The following is a 26,137-nucleotide window of genomic DNA, read 5'->3' as shown; positions in this document are numbered from 1 at the left end:
CCCGCGCCACCCGTCCAGCGCCGCACACCGACGCCGAGGTGGCGGGACGCCCCAGGCCGCCCGGCACGGGCGGGTGCTCGTGGCGGTGTCCCGCCGAGCCCCGCGTGTGGCCCAGCGGACCGGCGGCTACTCGGGGCGCGGGGGCATGACCGCGACGTCGGACTTCCCGTCGCCGCCCACCGACCGCATGGTGTCGGGCCGGTCCGCCCCGCCGCCCCGCCGCCGGCGCCCGAGCACCACCACGTCGGGCGCGTCGGCGAGCACCCCGCCGGTCGGGTCGTCGTCCCCGGCGGACCGGACCCGGTCCCGGGTGGGCCGGTAGATCTCCCACAGCACCAACACGCACAAACCGACGACGGCCAGGTCCCGGAGCACGACCATGCCGAGGAACCAGTCCGGGGGGAGGCCCTTGTCGTCCACCCCGAGGTAGAAGAACATGCGGGGCACCCAGACCAGCGCGTCCACCGTCATCCAGGCCAGCAGCACGCGCCACCTCGGGAGCGCGAGCACGGCCAGTGGCACCAGCCAGAGCGAGTACTGGGGGCTCCAGACCTTGTTGGTGAGCAGGAACGCGGCCACCGCCAGGAACGCGAGCTGCGCGAGCCGAGGACGCCTCGACGCGGAGAGCGCCACCCAGGCGACGCCAGCGCAGCACGCCAGGAACAGCAGCAGGCTGACGAGGTTCAACACCAGCGGCGCCTCCCCGGGGGAGAGCGGCCCGTCGAACCCGGCCCAGCCCGTGAAGTAGGAGACGACGTTGTACAGCGAGTCGGGGTCCGCCGGGCGTTCGGTGTTCAGCCGGAAGAACTCGCGCCAGCCCTCGGGGTAGAGCAGCCAGATCGGAGCGTTGATCGCCAGCCAGGCCGCCCCGGCCGCCAGGGTGGCCCGCAGGCCGTCACCCACCCTCCCGGCCCGCAGGCAGAGCACGAGGAGCGGTCCGAGGAGGAACAGGGGGTACAGCTTGGCCGCCCCGCCCAACCCGATCAGGACACCGGCCAGGACCGGTCTGCGCCGGGCCCACGCCAGGAGGCCGGCGGTCGCGAAGGCGGTCGCGAGCGTGTCGAAGTTCGTGAAGGCGTGCACAATGACCAGCGGCGACAGCGCGGCGATCGCGGCGTCCCACGGCCGGCGCCCGCTCAGCAGGAACAGCGCCCACACGGTGACCAACCAGCCGACCGCCAACCACAGCACCGAGAGGTTGAAGAACACCGCGACGGGGAGGGCGGCGGGGAGCAGGCCGCTCTCGGCGACGCTGAGCCAGGCGTCGGTGAGTTTCGCGTTGACCCACTGGAACATCCCGGTCAGCACCGGGTACTCCATGTACCGGACCTGCTCGTCCGGGGTGCCGGCGTTCTCCGTCCAGCTGTCCCGGTAGGGGAAGGCGCCCTGGTCGAGGTGTTCCGCGGTGTAGAGCGGGACGATGTCGGAGTAGCACATCGCGACGTACTGCCGGTTGCCGCGCCAGTCCAGGAAGGCCTCCCCGTCCTGGACGAACTGCTGGATGCAGGCGGCCTTCGTGCCCCAGCCGAGGCAGAGGATGACGATCGCGAGCAGCAGCCCGACCCGCAGCGGCGACCAGAACCAGTGCCTCCCGATCACCGCGTGCCGGCCAAGGGGGCCGCCGAACGGGGCGGCGGCCCGGCGTGCGAGCGGCTCCGTCCAGCTGGGGACGACCCTGGTCGACGGGGTCAGCGTGTCCTGGTCGACTCTCGCCCCGGCGGCCCGCCGCTGGCCGGCCCCGGAGCCGGAGCTCCGCTCCGGTGGAGCCGGTGGGTGCTGCTGACGCCGCTCGGGAGGGTTGGACACGGCCGGATGCTACGGGTTCCCGCCGCCAGGTGTTCCCCGAACGCGCCGCCCCGGTGGTGAACTATCGGCGGGCGGCACCGGGCCAGTCGCGCAGTTCCTCGGGTACCTCCCGGGTGACGAACTCGTCCCGGCGAAGACCCCGGAGGAACCGCCGCCACGCCATCCTGGTCACCAGCAGGACTGGTTCCCGGGGTCGCTTGGAGTCCCGGACGCCGATCACGCCGTCCCCGAACAGCACCTCCACGCACTGCCCGTCGCTGTGGCTGCTGCTGCGCCACCCGGACCCGGCAGCTCCCTCCTGGTTCATCCTCACCACTCCCGTCGGGTCTCGTGCCTCGTGGAGCGCTGCTCCCGACGGAAATCGTGAAACATCTTTGCGATTGATCGCGAGCCGGCGACCCGCGCGGGCCGGAGCACTCACCCGAGCCACACCAGCAACGCCCCTCCACCGAGGCACGCTGGACTCGTGAACACCCAGGACCGTGACGAGAATCTACGCCGTTCGGGCTAAAAACCGCGCCCCTGAGCGGGGCCAGCGCTGCCGGCGGTTCACACCTCAACAACACAACGTAAGCGAGGAAGGCCACCAAGGGCTTACGTAAACGGCGCTCATGGTCGACACTAGGACTCGGTGGCGCCGGCCTGGTACGCCCCCCGACCAGGCCTGCGCCGCCGCTACCTCACATCCCCCGGGGGTACGCCGCGTTCGGCGGTGCCCTCGGCGTCGCCACCCAGGTCGTCCTCCCGTCCCACCGGAGCGTCCGCCGCGCCGGTGCCCGGCTCCGCCGGGTCCCCGCCCCGCGCCACGGCTCCCGCCGACACGGCCGCCTGGGCCGGCGACCGGCTCAGCCCCGGCCGCCGGCGGCGCGGACTGGGCGCGGGTTCACCGTCCACCGTCGACCGGCTGTTCAGGAACACGAAGAACAACGCCAACAACAGGGCGGCCCGCCCCCAGACCCCGATCATGACCGCCTGCGGCGCGAAACCGTCGTAGATGGTCGGCGGCAAGCCCCAGGTGGTGATGTAGTACCACCGGAAGATCCCGATCCCCATGGCCAGGTCCGCGACGAAGTAGGCGGCGATCCACTGCCACCGGATGCGCATGAGCACGAAGAACGGCAACAGCCACAGCGTGTACTGGGGGGAGTGCACCTTGTGCAGCAGCAGGAAGCCGCAGAGCATCGCCGCCGAGACCGCGATCCAGGGGTAGGTGCCCTCCCGCTGGAAACGCCGCCACCCCAGCCAGCAGGCGAGTGCGAACGAGGCCAGCATCAGGGTCGGCGACAGCACGTCCATCGCGGCCTGGAAGGCGCCGTTGTCGGGATTGGACCACGGCCGGAAGCCCCAGTACCAGATCGAGTTCGTCGTCAGGTCGACCTTGCGGTTGCCCTGGAACTCGAAGGAGGCCCGCCAGCCCTCGAACCCGAGCAGCATGAACGGCAGGTTCACCAGCACGACCGTCACGACGGCGGCGAACGCCACCCGCATGGCGCCGGCCGGGTCGAGGCGCCGCCCCGCCCGCCGGACCGAGGCCGGCAACTCCCGGCCACCGATGCCCCCCGTCAGGACGTAGAGCAGCAGCGGCAGGACGAAGACACCCGGGTAGATCTTGAAGGCGAACCCGAGCGCGAGCAGGACCGAGGCGACCAACGCCCGATCCGTCAGCGGCCGGTGCGCGCCCCGCCTCCCCCAGCCCCGGTGCACGACGTACACGGCGGCGACCGCGCAGAGCACCACCGGCAGGTCCCAGTTGTGGAAGGCGTACAGCACGACGGGCGGTCCCAGCGCCCAGATCAGGGCGCGCCACCGGGAGAGCCCACCGAGCATCCACGCCGTCAGCAGGCCGAAGGGGGCCATCACCAGCGCCGACCCGAGCAGGAACTCGGCGTCGTTGTGGGCGAAGATCGCGCCAGCCCAGATGACCACGCCGGTCAGCACCGGGTACTCGACGGTGCCGCCCTCGGGCTGCCCGTACTCGTTCAGGCTGCCGTCGAGGTACGGGAAGACGTGCTTGTCGATGTCCCGGCCCAGCCACAGGTGCTGGATGTCGGAGTAGCAGACGTCGCCGTCGATCCGTTCCTTGTACATCGGGCCGCTGCGCCCGTACTCGTCGAACTCGGGTCCGGTGCAGCGGGCCTTGTTGGCGTATCCCGCCAGCAGCGTCAGCCCGCTGAGCAGGACCACCAGCGCCAGCCCGTACCGGGTGAGCCGGTTGGCGGTACTCGGTCCCGCCAACCCGCGCGCCCGACCAGCCGGTCGGTTCTCGGCTCCGTCGGCCGCCGGGCCGGCGCCGACCCCTTCCTCGCCCCGCATCTCATCCACCTGACTGTGCCCGCTCCGTCAGCCTGACCACTGGCCGGTCTCCCCCCGCTCCCTCAGCCACCGCGAGGGCACCAGCCCACCGGTGGCGAGTCGGACGCGGCGGGCCGGTCCAACTCCCGTCATCCGAGGACTCGTCCCGTCGTCCCGTCGCTGGTCGTCGTCGTCCGCGCGGGCCCGGCCGGCGGCACCCGCGCCGTTCAGCCCGCGCCCAGCCTGCCGCGCAGGAAGGCGATGTCCTCCGCCTGCCCCTCGGACGGAGTCTCCACCACCACCGGGGCGTTCGCCGCCGAGCAGACGCTGACCAGCAGCTCGGGGTCGATCGTGCCGTCCCCGATGTTGGCGTGGCGGTCACGGGAGGAACCGAACGGGTCCCGGGAACTGTTCAGGTGCACCAGGTCGATCCGGCCGGTGATGGACCGGACCCGGTCGACCACGTCGCCCAGGTCCTCACCCGCGGCGAAGGCGTGGCAGGTGTCGAGGCAGAAGCCCGGTTCGTACTCGCCGATCGCGTCCCACAGGCGGGCCAGCACGTCGAACCGCCGGGCGAGCGCGCCGTCACCTCCCGCGGTGTTCTCCACCAGGACGGGAACCGGGAAGCCCCCCTCGGCGTGCTGCCGGCCGAAGAGCTTGCGCCAGTTCTCGATCCCCACGTCCTCCGGCTCGCCCTTGCGGGCGTGCCCGCCGTGGACGACCAGACCGGCCGCGCCCGAGGCCGCCGCCGCCTCGGCATGGGACAGCAGGAGCTTGCGGGAGGGGATCCGGATCCGGTTGTTGGTGGAGGCGACGTTGATGACGTAGGGCGAGTGGACGAAGAGCTGGACCCCCGCGGCGCGGAGTGGCTCCGCCTGGGGGTGGGGCGTGGCGGCCTTCCAGCTCTTGGGGTCAGCGAGGAAGACCTGCACGACCTCGGCGCCCCTGGCCTCGGCCTCGTTGAGCGGATCGTCGTCACCGACGTGGGCACCGATGAGCATGGCCCCGAGCCTAGCTGCCCGGTTGGCCCCGTGGGCGGATCAGTGGCTGCCGGCCGCCCGTGGTCCGCCCGACGCCGACGACGTCGCCTCGCCGGCGGCCGGCCAGTGGGGTACCGGCACGTCGTCGCTGGTGTGGCCCACCTCATCCCCCGAGGACGAGGGGAGGCCGAGGACCCGGTGCCGGCCGACGCTGCTACGGTGGACGCCGTTGCTGACGCGACGACCCTCCTGCCACGGAGAGCCCGTGGCCACCAAGCCCACAGGAGGTGAAGGTCAGTCATGCGTCATTACGAGGTCATGGTCATCCTGGACCCGAGTCTGGACGAGCGCACCGTGGCTCCCTCGCTCGACACCTTCCTCAACGTCATCCGCACGGGTGGCGGCGAGGTCGAGAACGTCGAGGTGTGGGGTCGCCGTCGCCTCTCCTTCGAGATCAACAAGCACAGCGAGGGCATCTACGCCGTCCTCGACCTGCGTGCCGACTCCGACACGGTGAAGGAGCTGGACCGCCAGCTCTCCCTGACCGAGTCGGTGCTCCGGACCAAGGTGCTCCGCCGCGAGACCGCCAAGTCCTGACCAGCGAGAGGCGTGACCCACGATGGCCGGTGACACGGTAATCACGGTGGTCGGCAACCTCACCGCCGACCCGGACCTGCGGTTCACCAAGACCGGAGCGGCGGTGGCCAGCTTCACGGTCGCCTCCACCCCGCGCACCTTCGACCGCCAGAGCGGCGAGTGGAAGGACGGCGAGGCGCTGTTCCTGCGGTGCAGCATCTGGCGGCAGGCGGCGGAGAACGTCGCCGAGTCGCTCCAGCGAGGCATGCGGGTGGTCGTGCAGGGCCGGCTCAAGCAGCGGAGCTTCGAGTCCAACGGCGAGAAGCGCACCGTGATCGAGATGGACGTCGACGAGATCGGTCCGTCGCTGCGCTACGCCACGGCGAAGGTGAACAAGGTCAGCCGTGGCGGCGGTTCCGGCGGATTCGGTGGCGGCGCGCCCGCCGCCGCGCCCTCGGACGACCCGTGGGGCTCCGCACCGCCGGCCGGTTCCGGCGGCAACAGTGGCGGATACGACGACGAGCCGCCGTTTTGATCCGGTCCCGGATCAACCACGGCACGCGCCGCCCCGTCGAAGATCTGACGAGTTTCGGGAGTAACACCAGATGGCCAAGCCACCCGTTCGCAAGCCCAAGAAGAAGGTTTGCGTCTTCTGCAAGGACGCCCGGAAGGGTGTTCTGACGAACATCGACTACAAGGACACCACGCTGCTGCGGAAGTACATCTCCGACCGCGGCAAGATCCGCGCCCGTCGGGTGACCGGCAACTGCAGCCAGCACCAGCGTGATGTCGCCGTCGCGGTGAAGAACGCCCGCGAGATGGCGTTGTTGCCCTACACCTCCACCGCTCGCTGACCAGGAAGAGGATCGAAGATGAAGCTCATCCTCACCACGGACGTGACGGGACTCGGTGGCCCGGGCGACATCGTCGAGGTCAAGGACGGTTACGGCCGCAACTACCTCGTTCCCCGCGGCTACGCCATCCTGGCGACCAAGGGCGCGGAGAAGCAGGTGGCCACGATCCGCCGCTCCCAGGAGTCCCGGCGGATCCGCGACCTCGACCACGCCAAGGAGGTCAAGGCGACGCTGGACAACCTGGGTCCGGTCCGGTACGAGGTCCGTGCCAGCGCCGACTCCGGCAAGCTGTTCGGCTCGGTCACCACGGCCGACGTCGTCTCGGCCGTCAAGGCCGCCGGTGGCCCCCTGCTCGACAAGCGGGCCGTGCAGCTGCGCGGCCACATCAAGAAGACCGGCAAGTACGGCGTTGACGTCCGCCTTCACCCTGACGTCAAGGTCGACCTGCGGCTCGAGGTCGTCGCCGCGAGCTGAGGCTCCGCGACCGGGCGAACCCCGGCAGCGGTGCCGTAGTGACTGACGGACCCCCACGTGTCCCGCTCCTGATCGGTGCGACACGTGGGGTCCGTGTCGTTCCGGCCCTCCGCGACAGGTCGTGCGTTCCCGGCGGTGCCGGTGAGGAACAGGCGCGACACGCCGAATTCACAACTTGGACCGACACGCCGCACAACCGGCCGTCAGTTTATCCACAAGTTATCCACAGCCCCTGACCTGCACTGATGTCGGGGGTGCCGTGAGTTGTCCCCAAGTTATCCCCAGTTCTCCACCGAAATGTGGTCAACCCGCCCCAGGTTGTCCCCAGGTTGTCCACAGGCTGCCCCCATGCCTGTTTGCCTGGGCACGCCGGGGCGTCCTAGCGTGCCCGCACGGCGGTGCGCTGCGCTGTCGCGCCCAGCTGGGGCCGGGACCAGACCGAGACCGACACCACAGGAGTTCGAGGGGGACAGGTGGCGCTGACCGACGAGCGAGCTGCCACGCCGGAGGGCTTCGAGCGGCAGCCACCCCAGGACCTGACGGCCGAGCAGTCGGTACTGGGCGGCATGTTGCTGAGCAAGGACGCGATCGCGGACGTGGTCGAGGTCATCACGCCCAACGACTTCTACCGCCCGGCACACCAGTCGATCTACGACTGCGTCCTCGACCTCTACGGGCGGGGTGAACCGGCCGACCCGATCACCGTCTCGGCGGAACTGGAACGCCGGGGGGAGCTGACCAGGGTCGGTGGTGCTCCCTACATCCACACCCTGATCGCGACCGTGCCCACCGCGGCCAACGCGGGCTACTACGCGGAGATCGTCGCGGAGAAGGCGGTGTTGCGACGGCTCGTCGAGGCCGGCACCCGCATCGTCCAGCTCGGCTACCACGGCGCGGAGGGCGCCGACATCGACGACGTGGTCGACCGCGCCCAGTCCTCCATCTACGAGGTGACGGAACGGCGCACCTCGGAGGACTACTCGGTGCTGGAGGACCTGCTCCAGCCGACGATGGACGAGATCGACGCCATCGCGTCGCGAGGGGGGATGTCCCTCGGGGTCCCCAGCGGCTTCACGGATCTGGACGCCGTGACCAACGGCCTCCACCCGGGCCAGATGATCATCGTGGCCGCGCGTCCCGGTGTCGGCAAGTCCACCCTGGGGCTGGACTTCGCCAGGTCCTGCTCCATCAAGCACGGCATGACCAGCGTCATCTTCTCCCTGGAGATGAGCAAGACCGAGATCGTGATGCGCATGCTCTCGGCGGAGGCTCGGATCCGGCTCCAGGACATGCGGGGCGGCCGGATGTCCGACGACGACTGGACCCGGTTGGCCAGGCGGATGAGCGAGGTCAGCGAGGCACCGCTCTTCGTCGACGACTCGCCCAACCTGACCATGATGGAGATCCGGGCCAAGGCTCGGCGCCTGAAGCAGCGCAACGACCTCAAACTCGTCGTCGTCGACTACCTCCAGCTGATGACCTCGGGCAAACGGGTGGAGTCCCGCCAGCAGGAGGTCTCGGAGTTCTCCCGGAACCTCAAGCTCCTGGCGAAGGAACTCGAGGTCCCGGTAGTGGCGATCAGCCAGTTGAACCGTGGCCCCGAGCAGCGCACCGACAAACGCCCCATGCTCTCCGACCTGCGGGAGTCCGGCTCGCTGGAGCAGGACGCGGACATGGTCCTCCTGATCAACCGCCCGGACGCCTGGGAACGGGACGACCCCCGGATGGGCGAGGCCGACCTCATCCTGGCCAAGCACCGCGCCGGCCCGACCTCGACGATCACCGTCGCCCACCAGCTGCACTACAGCCGTTTCGTGGACATGGCCCAGACCTGAGCCCCGGCACCCGTAGGGCCTGGCCCGTGTGGTGCCTTCCTGGTTCCGCCGGTCACCGGGTGGACGCCACTCCGAGCTCCCGGGCGGCCGCGACCGATGCCCACGCGCGACGGAGGTGGGTCGTCGCCAGGCCCTGATCGCCATCTCGGCCAGGAGGCCGGGCCAGGAACGGGGCGGCCACCCCCGCTTCGACTGGCTGGAGGACGAGGCACCCGGGCCCCTGATCGCACGTGTCTCGGAGGTGGCACTCACGCACCGGCACGTGGCGCGCGGGTGCCGGTGGGAGACGGCCCCGGACGCCCCGGATCAACCCGTCACCCGGCGCGGGGCTGGCGTGGTGACCCGGGTCCGACCACCTCTGCTCCTCGACCACGTCGGCCGATCGGCCGTGGCTCGGCCCAGGTCCCACCCGCGATCACCGCCTCCCGTGGATGACGCCGGCCAAGCGGTCGAGTTCACGGAGGGTGTCGTCGGGGTCCTCGTGGTCGGGCAACTCGAACAGGACCCGGTCGAACCCCGCCTCGTGGTACGAGCCCAGCGCCCCCGGGCTGCCGCCGTAGAGGGTGACGTCCACCGCGCGCCCGACGTCAGCCGCCCGGGAACGCAGCTCCGCGATGCGCGCGGCGAACCGCTCCGCGCTGAAGAGCGGGAGCGGTAACCAGCCGTCACCGTGGCTCAACACGCGGTCCAGCACGGTCGGCCCGACGCCCGCGACGAGCACCGGTGGGCGGCGGACCGGTTTGGGCCAGGACCAGATCGGGTCGAAGTCGACGAACTCGCCGTGGAACTCCGGTTCGTCCTCGGTCCAGATCGCCCTCATGGCCGCGACGTGCTCCAGCATCCGCGCGATCGGCCGCGCCGGGTCGACACCGTGGTTGGCCATCTCCTCGTTGTTCCAACCAGGGCCGACGCCCAGTTCGAGCCGTCCTCCGGAGATGCGGTCCACGCTCGCGACCTGTTTGGCCAGCGTGATCGGGTGGTGCTGGTTGACCAGCGACACGGCGGTGCCGAGGCCGACGCGCTCGGTCGTCGCCGCGATCGCGGCCAGTGCGGCCAGCGGGTCGTAGGTGTGCGAGTAGTGGCGGGGCAGGGGTCGCGGGACCGGCGCGCCCACCGGCCACGGGGTGATGCGGCTGGCGGGGATGTGCGTGTGCTCGGTGAGGAACAGGGACCCGAACCCGCGCTCCTCCACCGCATGGCCAAGGCGGACCGGGTCGATGCCGTAGTCGGTCAGGAAGGTGACGATGCCGTGTTCCATGGACGCATCATGACACAACTGTCACTTAACTGACATTTACTGGGAGGGGTGTTAGCGTTGCGCGGTGGCGGAGAGCAGGAACGGGCCCCTACGCGCGGACGCCAGGCGCAACCGGGCCGCCATCGTGGCCCAGGCCCGGGCGGCAGTGGAGGAACTGGGCAGCGAGGTCCCCCTGGAGCGGATCGCCAAGGACGCGCGGGTCACCGCGCGCACGCTGTTCCGGCACTTCCCCACCAAGGAGGACCTCCTCACCGCGGTGCTCGAGGACTACTTCTCCGAGCGGGTGGAACCGGTCCTGCGGCGCGCCGCCGCCGACGACGATCCACGTCGCGCGCTGGCCACCGCCCTGGCGGAGAGCACCGCCGTGTTCGTCGAGCACCCGAGGATCCTCGAACTGGTCGGGGGTGGTCGGGCCGCCGCCATCGCCAGCCGCTACCTGCGGCCCCTTGACGAGGTGTTGACCCGGGCCAGGCAGGCGGGCGTGGTGCGCGCCGACCTGACCCCGGAGGACTTCCCCTGCCTGGTCACCATGCTCGTCGCGAGCGCGGACCACGTCGGACGGGGCTGGTCGCGCTACCTCGCGCTCGTGCTCGACGGCCTGTCCCCGGAAGCTGCCAGCGCACCGCTGCCCCCGGCGCCGGCGCCGGCGTGACCCTCCGAGCCGCGGCGACCATCCGACCGGGAGGAGCCCCGACGCCCCTGGACCGGTCCTCGTGACGCCGACCGCCGTGCCGCCCCCCTGGTGGGGACCCCGCCCGCGCCTCGGGCAGCGGAGGTGGTGGGCACGGCCCGGTGCCCACCGAGCGGCGACGACGCCACCCACCTCCCGCCCGGCACCCCCGGGACCAACCGGCCGGACGCACCGCGAACGCGCCGCCCGAACGACCGTCGTCAGGCCCCGGCCAGCCACGCGGCGGCCCGAACCACCCTGTGCTTGATCCATGCGGCGGGTCGCCCCGTCAGCACGGCGCCCACGGGGCGACCGCCTCCCCGGAACAGCTGGACGACGGCGTTCCGACGGCCGAGAGCCACGTCCAGCCCGAGGTCACGGATGCGGGCTGGTCTCCCCGACCGCCGCCCCCGCAGGGTTCGTGCCAGGTCCACCGCGACGTAGCGGCCCATCGGTAGAGCGGCCTGGCAGGACATCCGCGTCTCCCCACCCGTCACCGTCGCCGCACTCGCGCTGTCCCCCACTCCGTACACCTCGGGGTGCGACACCGAACGCAGCCGCCCGTCCACGACGAGGCGCCCGCGCTCGTCGGTCCGCAGCGCCGAGCGCGCGGCGGGAGACGGCACCCGGAAACCGCCGGCCCACACGAGGGCGGTGCACGCGAGCCGCGCCCCCTCGGCCGTCACCACCCCGTCCCGCTCGACCGCCGTGACCCGCTGGTGCTCGCGAACCCCGACACCCAGCCGCGCGAAAGTCCGACGCAGGTGACGTCGCGCCCCGGGGGACAACCCGCCCCCCAGCTCCGATCGCGTCACCAGTTCGACCGACAGGTCGGGCCTGGCCTCCGCGAGTTCGGCCGCCACCTCGACACCCGTGGGCCCCGCGCCGACGACCGCCACCACCGCCCCACCCGGCAGCTCGTCGAGACGGGCCCGGAGGCGCCCGGCCCCCTCCGCGTCCGCCACGGCGAACCCGTGTTCGCGGAGCCCGGGCACGGCGTCGAGGTCGGCGGCACTGCCGAGCGCGTACACGAGCGTGTCATAGGTGAGCCTGTCCGCGCGGCCGGCGACGGTCACCGCGCGGGCCTCGGCGTCGACCTCAGCCACCTCGCCCACGACGAGGTCGACCCCACTGCCGGCGAGCGCACGGAACAACGACTGCCCGGGCGGAATCCCCCGCGCCGCGAGCTGGTGCAGTCGCACCCGCTCAACGAACCGCTCGGACCTGTTGACCAACGTCAGGCGGACGTCGGAGCCCCGCAGCAGCCGGGCGGCGCGTCGAGCGGCCGTCAAACCCGCGTACCCGGCGCCCAGGACGACGATGTGGTGCGTCATGGTCGTACCCCTTTCCCTCACCCGGGATGACCAGGTGGGGGACCACGCCGTGACAGCAGCGGCGGTGACGTGCGTCACGCGAGCTGGGAGGCGACGAACCTCAGCTTCTCCGGGTTGACGACCACCCGCAGCGTGGTGATCCGCTGGCCGTCCGTGTCGGGGGACAGGACGGCGACGAGATCGTCCCCCCGCAGCAGGAGCACGCCGAGCTGGCCGTTCACCTCGGCGAACCGGGTGTGGAGGAGTGCGGCGTCCCGGTGCCCGGCGAGGCCGAGCACGTACCGCAGCACGGACTCCCGTCCCACCACTGGCCGGCGGGCGGCGGTCGTACGTCCCCCACCGTCCGACCAGGACACCACGTCCTCGGCCAGGAGCTCCTCCAGCCCCCGGACATCCCCTTCCGTGGCGGCCGTCAGGAAACGCTCCACGACCCTGCGGTGCTGGTCGGCGTCCGCGCCGAACCGACCCCGCTCCTCGGCGAGCCGAGCACGGGCCCTGCGGTGCAGCTGCCGGGACGCCGCCTCGCTGACACCGATGATCTCCGCGATCTCCCGGTGGGGGTGGCCGAACGCCTCACGCAGGACGAAGGCGGCACGTTCCGGCGGGGTCAGCCGTTCCAACACCACCAGCACGGCCATCGAGACCGACTCCCGCCGTTCCGCCGTCTCCGGTGGCCCCGGGACGTCGTCACCGGTGAGCACGGGCTCCGGGAGCCACGGACCGACGTAGCGCTCCCGCCTCGTCCGGGCGGCCGACAACTGGTTCAGGCACAGGTTGGTGGTGACCCGCGTCAGCCAGGCCGGGGGCGACACGAGGGCTCCCCGATCGGCCCCGAACCAGCGGAGGAACACCTCCTGCGTGATGTCCTCGGCTTCGGTGGCCGAACCCAGCATCCGGTAGGCCAGCCCGAAGATGCGGGGGCGCTGCTCCTCGAACACGGCCAGGTCCTGGTCACCGGTCCGCACGCGGAGATCGTAACCCGGCGTGGTCGGCGCCGGTCGTTCTTTCGGCTCCCAGGTGCGGGAGCGGGCCCGGTCCGCCAACGGCGCCCCTGGCCGGCGACGACGCGTCCCCCGCGCCGCCCGGTCACCGGTTCGCGAACAGCCCGAGAACCACCAGCAGCGCGAGGACGCCGACGGGAACGAGTGCCGAGCGGCCGAGCCAGCGCCAGAACCACCGGCGCAGGGGGTTCCCCTCGGCGGGCAGCGACCGCAGGACCACGGCGGGCGAGGGACCGACCTTGAGGCGGAACCACAGCCGTTGCACCCGGAACCGGGGGAACCGCCACGCCGGCGCACCGGCTCCGGTGCGGAGCCGGCGGGCCAGGTGGTCCAGTTCCCGACGCCAACCGCGGATCCGGGCGGACCGGACGAAGGCGTCCTCGGAGAGCCGGCGGAGGGCGACCGACATCACCAGACCCCAGCCGACCAGCAGCGGTGGGCCAGCCACCAGCAGCCCGAGCGCTCCCCTCGGGGGGAGCGAGACGAGCACGAGCACGAAGACGAGCGCCACCAGGACGAGCCCGACGAGGACCGAATCGGGCTTCGAGGCCCGATGCCGCTGCTCGAAGGACGTGGCCCGCGTGTACCACGCGTCCATCCGGGCGTGGACCGCGTCGATGCGCGCCCAGTCCTGGGAGGCGCTGCCGCGTGGTGGCCGCGCCGCCCAGGTCGTCAGCTCGGCCTCCGCCGCGTTCCGATCCGCCACCGCCCGCCGGTACTCCGCCCCGACCGGACCGTGCCGCGCGGTCAGCGGGCGCAGCGTCGTCCACCACACCAGGGCGAGCAGCGCCACCCAGCCCACCACCACGAGACCCAACGTCGGCATGCCGGCGTCCCGCGCGGAGAACACCGCGACCAGGCCCACCACGACACCCAGCAGCGTTCCCACCAGTCCCGCGGCGAGGGAGCCCGCACCGACCGAGGTCAGGTGCCGCCAGGACACCGCGACCACCCGCTCGTCGAGTTCCCGGAGTCGGGCGAGTGCCGGCTCGTCCTCCACACCATCTCCCCTCACCGGACGTTCCACGGGGCCACCACGATGTGGGACGCCGGCCCGCTCGACGCGGTTCCTCCGAGGACCCGGCCGTCCGGCGAGCGAGCCCGCACGCCGACGCGGTCCGCCCAGGCGACGGCACGGCCGGAACCGGACCGGGCCGCCGGGCGCGGCCCCTCCCCCCGGGGCCGACCGCGAAGGGCTCGGCTTCCTCGGACGGCCACGTGGCTCCTCCGGCGAGGCCCGGCCCGACAAGGCAAGCCTGATTAGCCCTTCAGTTGAAGAGTGCTACCCGATCGACTGATCGTCACCCGCGCGGTCGCGGCTGAACTGGGCAAAACCGGGAGACGCCGCGACTCCCATCCTGCTTCCGAGGACGTCCCCACGACGAACCAGCTACCCGTCGTCAACGGGGCAACAGAATCCCACCCTTCCGAGTGGTAGCGGCGCGCTTGAACTGTTCGTGCTTCCGGGGGAAGCTCAGCCCCAGTGCTCCGTTCGGCGGAAGGTATGGGGCCACATGGGTGCCGTGGGGACGGCGGCACGGCGGGGGACCGGGACGGTCTGGGACGAGCTCGTCGCGGAACTACCGGTGGGAGTGCTGCTGGAGGACGAACGCGGCGACATGATCGCCGCGAACGAGCTCGCCGGAGCCTTGCTCGGGTTGAGCCGCGAAAGGCTGCTCAACGGGAGGAGGCCGGCGGGTTGGGCGCTGCGTGACGATTCGGGAGCCCCGCTCCCGGACACCTCCGCACTGCTGACCCAGCTCCGCAGGAACCCCGGGACCCTGACGCTGCCCCTGGTCGTCCGGCACCGGGCCACCCCCGAGACGCGACTGATCGGCACCTACCACCTGGTGAGCCACCGGGGCCGCCCGGCGCTGCTGGTCCTGCTGCGCCCGGTGGACAGTCCCGGGCTCGGCGAGGACGTCGGCAGGGACCCGCTCACGGGTCTCCCCGGTCGCGCCCTGCTCTTCGACCGGCTGGAACAGGCGCTCGCCCGTGCCGACGTGCACGGGACCCTGGTCACCCTCGTCCTGCTCGACGTGCAGCAACTCGCGCTGTTCAACAGCAGGCACGGTTTCCAGCGGGGTGACGAGCTGCTGCACCTCATCGCGATGAGGCTCCGCACCGGGATGCGTCGCGACCACACCGTCGCCCGGTACGGCAGTGACGAGTTCGCCGTGATCGCCGAACACCCCCGGGGCAACGGGGCGCCGATCGCACTCCGGGCCCGGGAGGTCGTCAGCCAGCCCACGCGGCTCGGTGGCGCCCGCCTGCGGCCCCGCCTCCGGAGCTGTTGGGTCACCGGGGACGGCTCGGCATCCGTGTTGGCCATGATGGCGAAGGCGGAGGAACTGCTGCGGGCGGAACCGCACGCCTGGCCCGTGCCACACCTCGCGGGCCGGCTGGAGCTGCCCGAGGTGGAGAGCGGCTGACCGGCTGGCGGCTCCAGGGCACCGCGACGTCGCGTGCCCCGGGCGGACGTCCGCGTCCCCGGCACGATCACCGAGCCGGGCCCGCTCCACCCGCCACCCGCCGAGGGACAGCCGACTCGGCTCGCCGCCGGCGGAGCAGCCGCTCGAAACCGGCCGCGCCGGCGGCAGGGCCCGCCCAGGGAACGGTTCGACCCCCTCGGTCAACACCCGGACCGCCCAGGCCGCCGGCGGCCCTGCCTCCTGTCGAGGCGGCCCCGGGCCGCCTGCACCCCGGAACACCAGCGAGGGCGGGGTACCCACCGACCGGGGGGGCCGTCCGCCGCCGCGCACCACCATCCCGTGCCCGCACCGCCTGGTAACAGTGCCTCCCACCAACGGCCGGTACTCGCTGCTCCCGACAACACCGCGTGTTCGGGCAGTCCCTCCTGGATCGTCGCCGCGCCGCCCCTGGACTCCGGCGGCGGAGCCGGGGTGCGCGCCGGTCTGGGAGCCGGGAACGCGACCGCCCGACCGGGGCGCCGCTCCCGCCGGAGCGCCGGGAACCGTCGTCGACGTGGCGCCGACCAGCCGGGGGAGGCACCCATCCCTCCGCGACCTCCACCAACCCCGGCGGACCAGCGCGGATACGGGGGCTAACCGCAGGTGCCGGGAAGAGCCGGCGCTGCGGCTCCGACCGGAGGCGCCCCAGGAGACGCGACCAGGTGGTGCGTGGCCACGGGGAGGCCTGGAGGACCTGGTGGCCGGGTGGTTCGCGCGAGGAGCGGCGCCGGGAACCCTCGACCCGGCACCGGGCGTGGGGCGGGACCCGCGAGGACCACCACCACCGCACCGCTCGCCCAACGCGCGGGGAAGCCGCCCAGCTCGCCTCCCCTGCCCCCCCGGGAACACCCCCACCGCGCCCCCGGCCGACGTGCAGGGGCATCACCCTCGTCTCCACCAGCGCCGGAGGGTGGGCCGCCTGGCACCACGGCGACCGCATCGGACGGAGGGCCGCCGGCTCCAGTGGCGAGTTCGGGGATGGGGGCGGGACGGCCCCCAGGCGAGCCCACCGGCGGTCGCCGGGCCCGTCCACGACGCTCCGACGAGCCCCGTGGGTGGCCGGTGGCAGCGAGGCCCGCCCGGGCGCGGCTGATCCCCGCCTCCCCACCGGACGACGGAGGCGGGCCCCGAGAGCGTCGCTCTCGGGGCCCGCCGGAATCGGAATCACCGTTCGCGTGGATCCGGTGGGAAGGTGCGGTCGGAGACCGGGGGCAACGGCCTCCGACCCGTCCTTCCCGAACCACCGACCGGGGCGACCGTCCGTGCTGGTCGACGCGTGCGCGTGGCGCCGCCCAACACGACCGACCGCGACTTCCCGGTCAGTACGGCTCAGCTCTGGGACAGCCGGCTGCTGCCCTCCTCGTCACCGGTCACGCTCCGCAGCAGGACTGCGGTGTCCAGCGTGCTCAACGCTGGAGCCTGGGAGGTACGCGGGGGAATCCGCACCGCGTCCATGTTGTTGAGGGCGTCGATCTGCACGGCGTCAAGCGCGCCCCGCAGGGGGAGGTCGCTGGTGTTGGCGACGGGCAGCCGCACTCCGGTCTCGTTGTTGCGGCCGGCGGGAGCCGTGGCGAGAGCCGTCCGCCGGGGCTGGTCAGCGCTCCCCAGCGAGGCGGGCAGCAGCTGCTCAGCACCCGAGATCTGGCCGACCTGGAGGTTCGGGCGACCCACGTTCAGGTCGGGGAGCCCGTCCAGGCCGAGCTTGTTGGTGGGCAGGATGTTGCTCCGGCCCGCCACCTCGTCCTCGGAGTGCACCGCGGGCAACGCGACACCAACCGAGGTCAGGTCCGACAGGCTCGGCAGCCCGTTCTCCGAGTTCAGCTGGCCGATCTCCGGGAACTCGGGGAGTTCGGTGGGCAGCAGCAGCCCCCAGGACAGCGAGCGCAGCGGGTCGAGGATCGACAGCTCGGCGTCGAGGTCCTTGGTGAACTGGCCCAGGGCAGGGGCCGGAACGCTGCTCAGTTCACCGCTGCCGACCTCGGGCAGCACCGCCGCGTCGGTGGCCGCGACGCTCGGGAACTCGACCGTGGGCCGGTCGTCGACGAAGGGGTCGGCCTCGGTGCCCTCACCGGCGTCCCGGGCCCGCGGGGCGGCGGGTAGGGCCACTCCGGTGGCGTCGCCCAGCCCGGCGAGCAGTCCCATCCCGGGCAGCACGCTGGCCTTCGACAGGGCACTGGTGCGCACGAACTCGCTGATCTCGGGGATCCTCGGCAGCTCGCCAGCGTCGGGCAGCTGCTCGCCCCAGACGACCAGCGGGTCCCTGTCCTCGGTCTCCGGGTGGGCCTGCCCGAGCGCCGACCGGATGACCTCGGTGGGCACCCCGTTGAGGGTCAGCAGCGAACCGTCCGGCAGGACGGAGGTGGTGACGTCCTCCGAGTCCCGCTCCGAGTGCTCGACCCCCACTCCGGCTTCCTGGCCACGGGGGTCAGCGGCGAGGGCGGCCCGCACGTCGCGGAGCGACAGCTCCGTGGTCTTGGAGTTGTCCGCCGGCTGTTCGGGGGAGCCCGCGAAGATGTCACCGGCCAGCGCGCGGTAGAGCCCGCTGAACAACCGACCGCCCGGGAGCCCGTCCAGCGCCGCCGCGTCGGCGACGGGCCGCCAGTACTCGGCGGCCTCCTGGTGTTGGCTGTACTGGCTCTCGTCGAAGTGGTTCAGCGCTGCGTCGTCGGCAGCGGGCATGGCCATGTTCGTCCTGCTTTCGTTTCGGGGTGCACGGTCGTGGTCGGGACGGAGGTCGTCGGCGCCGTCGGTGGGAGACGGGGCGGTCGTGAGTGGCTCGATGACGTGCCGGGTGGACTGGCCAACGGCCGCCGCACCGGCCGGGGTAACCCGCCCCAGCGGCATCGTCACCTCGGTGGCGTTCTCACCGTGGGGCAGCGGGATCGTGCCGGTCAGTGGAGAGCTCGGCCGGTCGGGGCAGCACTCGGCCGCCGCCGCGGCACCGCCCTGGCCGACGATCAGCAGGCCGCTGGTGACGAGAGCTGCCTGCACGCCTCGCTTCGCCCAGGACTGCATGGGGGCTCCTTCCGTTTCGCTTACCCGAGGGGGAGTGGGTCAGGTAGTCGGACCAGTGCGCACCGTGAGGGGAAGTGGTCCGGCCACCCAGTTCGACGGGGCAGCGGCGGGAGAAGGCGCTCAGAGCGCGATGCCGCCTGCCCGGGGGGTGGTGGCTCGCGGACTCAACACGAAGGACCTCGCACAGGCTGGAGAACCAGCGCACCGCGGAGGGGTGCTGAATCCGCGCGAGGTGTCAGTCGGGGGTGACGCCGGGCTGCTCCGGCTGCTCCGCGGCGACGCCCTGCGCGATCGGCTGGACGGCGAGGCCGCTGGAGAGGAGCTGAGCGTTCACGGTCGGAACGACGTGGCCCAGCATGAGGGCACCCGGTCCGGACGGCGATGCGCTCGCCGAGGAACCAGCGGGGGCCGGGTGGGTCGCGGGGGCGTGGGACGCACCCCGGGGGAGCTTGGGTGAGGAGGTGTCCTGCTCACCGTGTTCCTGCTCGGCACCGTGGCCGAGGGGGGACGGGACGCCCGTGGCGCCCCAGGGGGCCGTGGGATCCACGCCCACACCGGTCGAGGGACGGCTCGTACGGGAATCCGAGGGGCGGTCCTCCGCCTCCCGGGCCTCGTCGGTGTCGTCGTCCTCGTCCGGGCGGTCCTGCTCCGGGCGGTCGCCGAGCTGCTCCGAACCTTCGGCGCCCGTGCCCTGGCCGGGACCGGTGGCGTCCGTGGCGGGGTTCTCCTGGGCCGAACCGCCGCCAGGCAGCACCGCGCCCACGAGGCCGTCCTTGCCGATGGGCAGCGGGAGCAACCCACCGTCGGACGCCCCGGTGGAGTCGTCGTGCTCGGCGTCGTCCCGCCCGCCGTGCAGCACGGCGTCGGAGAGCCGGTTCACCACGGAACCGACCGGCTTGACGACCCGGCCCAACGCGCTCTCCCGGCCGTCCTCCGCCGGCTCGCCCTCCTCCGGAGCGGCGTGCGCCGGCGAATCCCCCTCGGGCTCACCGGCGACGAGGCGGCGAGGAGCACCGAGAGTGGCTCCCCCCAGTTCGTCGACCGTGCCGAGCACGGAGCGGACCGGCGGCGCCGCCGGGATCTCACGGAGAACTCCGACGAGGCTCCGGGGAGCGGGGTCCTTCTGGTCGGCGGCGGCGGTGCCGCTACCGAGGGTCCAGGCGATCGCCGTGGCGGCCAGCGTGCCCCCGGCGGCCAGCGCGGCACGTGACAGCAGGCGCCGGAAACGGCGGCCTCCTGATCCCGTGTGCTGGTCGGCGGCTGACAACTGGACCCTCCAGGTCTACCGGCGGGAGATGACCTGGGTCACTCTCCGGCGCGGCGAGAATCGGCACGACGTCAGGGAATTTCAGTCGATCCGGAGTGGACCGGCTGCGACACATACGTTACTCACAGCCATCGGCGGAATGGCAGCCCCGTCCGCAAAGATCACCGGACCGGATGACGTCGCGGGGCACCCGAGGCCCTCCACCAGGGGCGATGCCACTCGGGTCCGATCGGGAGGGGCGGTCGCGGGCCCGGCCGGCCCCGCTCGGCGGGCGGACCCACGACGGTCAGCGGGAGGTGGCGCGAGCGGCTTCCGGGGCGAACCCGCACCACCCGGCCCACCAGGACGATTACCGTAGCTGGGGTGAGTGAGGCGAAACAGGAAGCGCGCGTCGACCCCGGTCCCCCCGTCCCACGTCCCCTCCAGGTCGCGGCCGCTGTCTGCGGACGTCTCCTGGTGGTCGCCGCCGCCGTCTGGGTGGTGGCCTGGCTGATCGGCGCCTTCTCCGTCGTGGTCGTCCCGGTGGCGATCGCCCTGCTGCTCGCCGCCCTCCTCGCGCCGGCCGTCGACCGGCTCGTGCGCTGGGGGGTGCCGCGCGGGGTATCCACCGCACTGGTCATGGTGAGCGGGCTCGCGGTCCTCGCCGGGGTGCTCACCTTCGTGATCACGGCCTTCAGCACCGGTCTCCCCGACCTGGTGGACAAGGTCGTCGACAGCATCGAGACCATCCGGACCTGGCTGGTCGAGGGCCCGCTCCAACTCCAGCAGGACCAGATCGACGACTTCCTCGGCCAGCTCACCACGATGCTCCAGTCCAACCAGGACCTGATCACCTCCGGTGCCATCTCCACGGCCACCACCGTCGGCGAACTGCTCACGGGACTCCTGCTCGCGCTCTTCACCCTCATCTTCTTCCTGCACGACGGCGCCCGGATCTGGACCTACCTGACCGGGGTGTTCTCCGGGGCCACCCGGGAGCGCGTCCGGCTGGCGGGTGTGCACGGCTTCCAGTCGCTGGTGGGCTACGTGCGCGCCACCGCGCTGGTGGCCATCGTCGACGCCGTCGGCATCGGCATCGGCCTGGTCGTCCTCGAGGTACCGCTGGCGATCCCGCTCGCGGCGCTGGTCTTCCTCGGCGCGTTCGTGCCCATCGTCGGCGCCGTGGTGTCCGGTCTGGTCGCGGTCCTCGTCGCCCTGGTCGCGAACGGCCTGGTCACGGCACTCCTGGTCCTGGGCGTCGTCCTGCTGGTCCAGCAGCTGGAGGGTCACGTCCTGCAACCGCTGCTGCTCGGCCGGGCCGTCCGACTCCACCCGCTCGCCGTCGTCCTCGCGATCACCGTCGGAGTCGTGCAGGCGGGTATCGCCGGCGCTCTGCTCGCGGTCCCGCTGGTGGCCGTCCTCAACGCCGGGATCAAGTCACTGCGCCGCCAGGCCGAGAACCGGCCGGCCGAGGACGAGCCGGCGCCCCGGCTCAGCCTGCCCAAGCTGAGCCGGCTGAACCCGGCGAAGGCACGATCGGTCCTGCCCAACGTGCGGCGCCGGGGCAAGCCGAGTTCCTCCGGTCCCGGGTCGTCCGGTCCTGCTGGTGGGTCCGGCGGATCCGGCTCCTCGGAGGACTCGGGCGGTTCGGATCCGTCCGGCGGCCCGGCGAGCAAGGACAGCTGACCCCGGGCGCCCAGCCTGCCGTGCCGCCGGCCACGTCGGAACCCGTGACCCGCCTCGTCGGCTGGCATCCCGTCGCGGGGTGCGATCCCGGCGCGGGGTGGTCCGCCCGCCGAGGAGGCTGGGCTCCGTTCGAGGCCGGGTCGCGGGGCCGGTCCGGGAGGTGCGCGCGCCGGCCTCGAGCGTGCGCGGTCGGACGGCCCCCGGCGCCCCGCCGAATCCGGCAGCGGTGAACCGTCACCTCCTCGTCCCACGCGCCGGCCCGCCCATGCCACCCCCGCACCAGCGGGGGTCCGCCCGTCCACCCGATCGGGTCCGGCTCAGGCCATCGTCACCAGGTTCCGGCCGGCGCCCTTGGCGGAGAGGAGCGCGGCGTCGGCGGCCGTCAGCAGGCTGGACAGGTCGTAGCCGAACCGTTCCGAGGTGGCGACGCCGATGCTGATGGTGATGCCGTCCAGGTCGCGCCACTCGCCGTCCGCGCACGGCACCGGGACGCGCAGTTCGGCGACAGCGCCCCGCAGCGCCTCCGCCACCGCCCTGGCCTCCTGGGAGCCGGCGTCCTGGAGGAGCACCACGAACTCCTCACCCCCGAAACGACCGACCGCGTCCCCACGGCGAACGCTGCTGCGCAGGAGCAGCGCGACGGCGGCGAGCGCGGCGTCACCGGCGAGGTGACCGACCTGGTCGTTGACCCGCTTGAAGTGGTCGATGTCGAGGAGGAGGAGCGCGACCGGGGTCCTCCTCGGGCGAGCGCGGGCCAGTTCGTCCCTGGCCACCCGGTCCCAGTGCACGGCGTTGGCCAGACCGGTCTTGGCGTCGTGCTGCGCGGACCGCCGCCAGTGCGGGAGTCGACCGACCTGGTCCAGCAGGGCCATCGGCGGGCCGACCAGCAGCGCGTAGGCCGCCCCGTGGGACATGGCGACGAGTCCCATCAGGCCGCCCAGGCACACCGCGACCACGCCGAGCACGATGTCGATCGGGTCACCGGCGACCGGGACCACCCCGGCGGAGGGGTCCCGCAGCCAGAACCCCACACCCACCAGCAGCGCCCGGGTGAGCACGAGGACGACACCCGCCAGGACGATGTCGTTGGGGCTGGCGGTGACGTCGTGCCACCCGACGAAGGCACGGGCGAGGAAGGTGGCCACCACGGTGGCGGCGGTGGTGAAGGCCCAGCGGTGCGGGGCTGGACGCGCGCCGAGGACTCCGTGCAGGGCCGGACCGAGCAGGAGGAGGACGACGAGGTTCAGCGGTAGCGTGAGCAGCCCGGCGAGGAGGTAGCAGCAGTGGATGGCCCACGGGCTGCGCTCCCGCTCGCCCCGGATGCGCCCGACCAGCCGGGTGCAGACGATGACCAGGGCGGCGGTCAACGCGATGGCACCGAAGCGGTGCAGCTCCTCGGGTTCCGGCCGTCCGGACGCGGCGACGGCGAGGACGCAGACGGCCAGCGCCACCGCCCAGACCACCAGCCAGTAGGCGAGCGCGCTCCACCGCAGGGACCACAGCTCCCAGTGACGCAAGCAGTCCTCCCGCGTGCTGAGGGTCGCGGGCGTCGCACGGCACGGCCCTCGTCGTCGGCGACCGACGTGGGCGCCCGGTCAGCTGGCGCCCGACGATGTCCGTCGCGGTGGCTGACGCCTCCGTCCCCTGCGGTCCGACACCGCTCGGTTGGAAAAACAGCCTGGCACAGTCGCGCGGCGGGCAGAAGGCCAACCGCCACCCGTCGCACGGTCGTCGCATCGACGTCGCGCACCGTGATCAGTTCGTGACCAGTGGGTGGCATCGGGTGGGCAGCCCGCCCGTTGGTCCGCTCGGCGGGGCGCGGCTGCTCCGCGAGAGGGATCGTGCCACCGCCCCGGATCAGGAGCCGCTTCACTCGGATAGGTTGCGACGGTGACTGTTTCCACTGGTGAACGCCACTCGCGGTTGCTCGGACCGCTGTGGATCGCCGCCGTGATCCTCCGTGTCGTCACCCTGGCCTACGCGGTCGTCGCCTTCGCCGTCCACCGGGAGGGGTACGCGAACCAGGGCCTGGGGGCCGCGATCCTGGTCGTGATGGTGCTGTGGACCGGCGTCATCGGTTACGCGTACGTGCGGGGGCCCCGGTGGCGGGGCGCCGCGGCCTACGTGGACCTGGCGCTGACGAACGTCCTCGTGCTGTTGTCCCTGTTCGTGCTGAGCAGGGACCAACTCGACGTGCCCACCCCCTCGGTGACCACGGTCTGGGCCTCCGGCGCCGTGGTCGCGGTCGCGGTCCAGGGCGGGCCGTTGCGCGGTGTGCTGGCAGGGTCGTTGACCGCGCTGGTGAGCTACCTGATCCGGGGCTATGTGGACACCGACATCGCCAGGGACACGGTCATGCTCGTCGGGGTGGGCTTCGTGTTGGGCAACGCGGCGAGCACGGCCCGCGCGTCGGACGAGCGGTTGCGCCGCGCACTGCGGACCGAGGCCGCGACCGCCGAGCGGGAGCGGCTGGCCCGGATGGTGCACGACAGCGTGCTCCAGGTGCTCGCCCGGGTCAGGCGCCGTGGCGCCGACCTGGGCGGCGAGGCCGCCGAGCTCGCCCGGCTGGCGGGGGAACAGGAGATCGCGCTGCGCGCCCTGGTGACCACGGCTCCTCCCGAGTCCTCGGTGGACGGGGAGACCGACCTCGGCAGGGAGCTGCGGCTGTTGAACACCTCCCGGGTCGCCGTCTCGGTGCCGGCCACGCCCGTGGTGCTGCCCTCGGCGGACACCTCGGAGCTGCTGGCGGTGGTCAGGGAGGCACTGGCGAACGTCAACCGGCACGCGGGGCCCACCGCGCGTGCCTGGGTGTTGCTGGAGGACCTCGGCGACGAGGTGGTGCTCAGCGTGCGCGACGACGGGCCGGGCATTCCACCTGGTCGGCTGGGGGCGGCCGCCGTGGAGGGCCGGATGGGTGTTTCACATTCCATGCGCCGTCGCGTGGAGCTGCTTGGTGGCAGCCTGGCGCTGGAGACGGCTGAGGGGGAGGGGACCGAATGGGAGATGCGGGTGCCAAGACGACAACCGGCGGGGAAGGAGAGGAGCAGGTGACCGACCCACCGATTTCCGTGATGGTGGTCGACGACCACCCCATCTGGCGCGGCGGAGTGGCCCGCGACCTCACCGAACGGGGATTCGAGGTCCTGGCGACCGCGTCGGACGCGGACGCCGCCGCCCGCATCGCCCGCACCGTCCGGCCGGCGGTGGTCCTGATGGACCTGAACCTGGGTTCCTCCTCGGGAGTGGACGCGACGAGGGAGATCACGACCGCGCTGCCGGAGACCCGGGTGCTGGTGCTCTCAGCGAGCGGGGAGCACAGCGACGTGCTGGAGGCGGTGAAGGCCGGGGCGTCCGGCTACCTGGTGAAGTCGGCCTCCGTGGAGGAACTCGTCGCGGCGGTGCGGCAGACGGCGGCGGGGGACGCCGTCTTCACCGCCGGCCTGGCCGGGCTCGTACTGGGGGAGTACCGGCGGATGGCGGCCTCGGGGGACAGCGGCCAGGAGGCCCCTCAGCTCACCGAGCGGGAGACCGAGGTGCTCCGGTTGGTCGCGAAGGGACTGACGGCGCGGCAGATCGCCCGGCGGCTGGTGATCTCGCACCGGACGGTGGAGAACCACGTGCAGTCGACGTTGCGGAAGCTCCAGCTGCACAACCGCGTCGAACTCACCAGGTACGCGATCGAGCACGGTCTGGACCGCGACCCCGACTAGGCACGCGCTCGACTCCGGGACGGGCACGCCTCGGGGAACGAGCGGGGAGAAGGGCTCCGGGGCGGCGAGGTCCCCGGGGCTCGTGGACCACCGCGGCCGGCTGGCGGCGGGACGCGCAGCTGCTCCCCGGGTTCGTGGTCGGTGGGGAGCGCGGGCACGACGAGCGATGCGGCGGGGTTCGAGCGCCCATGTTTCCGCCGGAAGACCAGAACACCGGCCCCGGCGGTGTCCTACCCTGGTGAGGGTGACGGCAACGAATCCAGTCGCACCGAGATACCTCCGGGTCTCCGACGCGGAACGGCAGCACGTCGTCGGTCTGCTGCAGAAAGCGATCGGGCTTGGCCTGATCGACCTCGACGAGTTCACCACCCGCACCGACTCCGCGCTGACGGCGCGCACGCGGGGTGACCTCAACTCCCTCCTGGTCGACCTCCCCGGCCTCTCCCTGCGGGCCGGCGCGGAGGAGCCGGAGTCGATGACGCTCTCCAGCCACGGCTCGAGCCTCGTCCGGGAGGGCCACTGGCGGGTACCGACGGCGCTCCGCGTGGAGAACCAGGGCGGCGTCGTCCGCCTCGACTTCACGCAGGCCGAGTTCGCGGGGGAGACGGTCCTGATCACCGTGGCGATGCGGCACAGCCACCTGGTCCTGACCGTTCCGGAGGGCATCGCCGTGCAGGACGAGGTGACGTCGAAGCACAGCGTCGTCCGGCTGCGGGACCTCGCGCCAGCCTCGGCCTTCGGGCGCCGGATCGTGCTGCGGGGCGAACTGGTCCACAGCAGCCTGCGGGCGGGACGGCCCGGCCGCAGGTGGTCGCTCCTCGGTCGTCGCTGAAGGGCGGCCGCACCCGGGGCAGCCGACCGACCACCCGAGGGCGTCGCCGCGGTCTCCCCGATGGCCGCCTCGGACGCCCCGTCCGCCTCGCCAGGGC

22 protein-coding genes are annotated in these 26,137 nt (G+C 72.6%); 11 read left to right on the top strand and 11 right to left on the bottom strand.

The window, feature by feature from the left end; genetic code table 11:
* Positions 1-126: 126 nt before the first annotated feature.
* The 4 genes from G443_RS16505 to G443_RS16490 all read right to left on the bottom strand — a co-directional run bounded on the left by G443_RS16505 (position 127) and on the right by G443_RS16490 (position 5,099).
* Positions 127-1,692, bottom strand: a complete 1,566-nt coding sequence (locus G443_RS16505; protein ID WP_051313645.1) for a glycosyltransferase family 87 protein — start codon at positions 1,690-1,692, stop codon at positions 127-129.
* Positions 1,693-1,867: 175 nt separating this feature from the next.
* A complete protein-coding gene (locus tag G443_RS16500; protein WP_051313643.1) occupies positions 1,868-2,113 on the bottom strand; it encodes a DUF397 domain-containing protein in 246 nt (81 codons plus the stop codon).
* Between the two features lie 368 nt (positions 2,114-2,481).
* Entirely contained in the window at positions 2,482-4,119 is a 1,638-nt protein-coding gene (locus tag G443_RS16495) for a glycosyltransferase family protein (RefSeq protein ID WP_155886051.1), read from the bottom strand.
* Between the two features lie 206 nt (positions 4,120-4,325).
* Positions 4,326-5,099: a deoxyribonuclease IV gene (locus tag G443_RS16490; protein ID WP_026417887.1), complete on the bottom strand. Its 774-nt coding sequence runs from the start codon at positions 5,097-5,099 to the stop codon at positions 4,326-4,328.
* A gap of 279 nt (positions 5,100-5,378) precedes the next feature.
* Between G443_RS16490 and rpsF the strand changes: the two genes are divergently transcribed.
* The 5 genes from rpsF to dnaB all read left to right on the top strand — a co-directional run bounded on the left by rpsF (position 5,379) and on the right by dnaB (position 8,817).
* Positions 5,379-5,675: a 30S ribosomal protein S6 gene (gene rpsF / locus G443_RS16485; RefSeq protein ID WP_081715277.1), complete on the top strand. Its 297-nt coding sequence runs from the start codon at positions 5,379-5,381 to the stop codon at positions 5,673-5,675.
* Positions 5,676-5,697: 22 nt separating this feature from the next.
* A complete protein-coding gene (locus G443_RS16480; RefSeq protein ID WP_026417886.1) occupies positions 5,698-6,189 on the top strand; it encodes a single-stranded DNA-binding protein in 492 nt (163 codons plus the stop codon).
* 70 nt (positions 6,190-6,259) lie between these two features.
* The gene (gene rpsR / locus G443_RS16475) at positions 6,260-6,508 is read left to right on the top strand and encodes a 30S ribosomal protein S18 (protein ID WP_016698008.1); all 249 of its coding nucleotides are present in this window, start codon (positions 6,260-6,262) and stop codon (positions 6,506-6,508) included.
* A gap of 18 nt (positions 6,509-6,526) precedes the next feature.
* A complete protein-coding gene (gene rplI, locus G443_RS16470; RefSeq protein WP_026417885.1) occupies positions 6,527-6,982 on the top strand; it encodes a 50S ribosomal protein L9 in 456 nt (151 codons plus the stop codon).
* A 473-nt stretch (positions 6,983-7,455) separates the two neighbouring features.
* Positions 7,456-8,817: a replicative DNA helicase gene (dnaB, locus tag G443_RS16465; RefSeq protein ID WP_026417884.1), complete on the top strand. Its 1,362-nt coding sequence runs from the start codon at positions 7,456-7,458 to the stop codon at positions 8,815-8,817.
* Positions 8,818-9,232: 415 nt separating this feature from the next.
* On the opposite strand, the gene G443_RS16460 is transcribed toward dnaB, so the two are convergent.
* Positions 9,233-10,075, bottom strand: a complete 843-nt coding sequence (locus G443_RS16460) for an LLM class F420-dependent oxidoreductase (RefSeq protein ID WP_026417883.1) — start codon at positions 10,073-10,075, stop codon at positions 9,233-9,235.
* A 64-nt stretch (positions 10,076-10,139) separates the two neighbouring features.
* On the opposite strand from G443_RS16460, the gene G443_RS16455 reads away from it, so the two are divergent.
* Positions 10,140-10,727 (top strand): TetR/AcrR family transcriptional regulator, encoded by a 588-nt coding sequence (locus G443_RS16455; protein WP_026417882.1) that lies wholly within the window; start codon positions 10,140-10,142, stop codon positions 10,725-10,727.
* A 239-nt stretch (positions 10,728-10,966) separates the two neighbouring features.
* Here the strand turns inward: G443_RS16455 and G443_RS16450 are convergent, their stop codons facing one another.
* The 3 genes from G443_RS16450 to G443_RS16440 all read right to left on the bottom strand — a co-directional run bounded on the left by G443_RS16450 (position 10,967) and on the right by G443_RS16440 (position 14,095).
* A complete protein-coding gene (locus G443_RS16450) occupies positions 10,967-12,079 on the bottom strand; it encodes an NAD(P)/FAD-dependent oxidoreductase (RefSeq protein WP_035291491.1) in 1,113 nt (370 codons plus the stop codon).
* A 74-nt stretch (positions 12,080-12,153) separates the two neighbouring features.
* On the bottom strand, positions 12,154-13,044 hold the full coding sequence (locus G443_RS16445) for an RNA polymerase sigma-70 factor (RefSeq protein WP_026417881.1): 891 nt from the start codon (positions 13,042-13,044) through the stop codon (positions 12,154-12,156).
* Positions 13,045-13,165: 121 nt separating this feature from the next.
* Positions 13,166-14,095, bottom strand: coding sequence for a hypothetical protein (locus G443_RS16440; protein ID WP_155886050.1), 930 nt, complete (start codon positions 14,093-14,095; stop codon positions 13,166-13,168).
* 499 nt (positions 14,096-14,594) lie between these two features.
* Between G443_RS16440 and G443_RS16435 the strand changes: the two genes are divergently transcribed.
* A complete protein-coding gene (locus G443_RS16435; protein WP_081715276.1) occupies positions 14,595-15,512 on the top strand; it encodes a diguanylate cyclase domain-containing protein in 918 nt (305 codons plus the stop codon).
* Positions 15,513-16,880: 1,368 nt separating this feature from the next.
* On the opposite strand, the gene G443_RS16430 is transcribed toward G443_RS16435, so the two are convergent.
* Complete coding sequence (locus G443_RS16430; RefSeq protein ID WP_026417879.1) at positions 16,881-18,566, bottom strand: hypothetical protein; 1,686 nt, start codon at positions 18,564-18,566, stop codon at positions 16,881-16,883.
* Positions 18,567-18,801: 235 nt separating this feature from the next.
* Positions 18,802-19,833 carry a hypothetical protein gene (locus tag G443_RS16425; protein WP_026417878.1) on the bottom strand — a complete coding sequence of 344 codons (1,032 nt, stop codon included), beginning with the start codon at positions 19,831-19,833 and terminating at the stop codon, positions 18,802-18,804.
* Positions 19,834-20,196: 363 nt separating this feature from the next.
* Here G443_RS16425 and G443_RS16420 point away from each other — a divergent pair, with 363 nt between their 5' ends.
* On the top strand, positions 20,197-21,498 hold the full coding sequence (locus tag G443_RS16420) for an AI-2E family transporter (RefSeq protein WP_211237466.1): 1,302 nt from the start codon (positions 20,197-20,199) through the stop codon (positions 21,496-21,498).
* Between the two features lie 317 nt (positions 21,499-21,815).
* Here G443_RS16420 and G443_RS16415 read toward each other — a convergent pair whose 3' ends face one another.
* The gene (locus G443_RS16415; protein WP_026417877.1) at positions 21,816-23,015 is read right to left on the bottom strand and encodes a diguanylate cyclase; all 1,200 of its coding nucleotides are present in this window, start codon (positions 23,013-23,015) and stop codon (positions 21,816-21,818) included.
* 373 nt (positions 23,016-23,388) lie between these two features.
* Between G443_RS16415 and macS the strand changes: the two genes are divergently transcribed.
* The 3 genes from macS to G443_RS16400 all read left to right on the top strand — a co-directional run bounded on the left by macS (position 23,389) and on the right by G443_RS16400 (position 26,040).
* Positions 23,389-24,549 (top strand): MacS family sensor histidine kinase, encoded by a 1,161-nt coding sequence (gene macS / locus G443_RS16410; protein WP_245588713.1) that lies wholly within the window; start codon positions 23,389-23,391, stop codon positions 24,547-24,549.
* Entirely contained in the window at positions 24,546-25,208 is a 663-nt protein-coding gene (locus tag G443_RS16405; RefSeq protein ID WP_026417875.1) for a response regulator, read from the top strand. Before macS ends, G443_RS16405 begins: the two co-directional genes overlap by 4 nt.
* A gap of 244 nt (positions 25,209-25,452) precedes the next feature.
* Positions 25,453-26,040 carry a DUF1707 domain-containing protein gene (locus tag G443_RS16400; protein ID WP_051713233.1) on the top strand — a complete coding sequence of 196 codons (588 nt, stop codon included), beginning with the start codon at positions 25,453-25,455 and terminating at the stop codon, positions 26,038-26,040.
* Positions 26,041-26,137: the final 97 nt, after the last annotated feature.

It is taken from the genome of Actinoalloteichus caeruleus DSM 43889 (assembly GCF_000429185.2).
GTDB classification, from domain to species: domain Bacteria; phylum Actinomycetota; class Actinomycetes; order Mycobacteriales; family Pseudonocardiaceae; genus Actinoalloteichus_B; species Actinoalloteichus_B caeruleus.
Note: the sequence above shows the minus strand (reverse complement) of the source record. Positions and strands in the feature narration are given on the sequence as shown.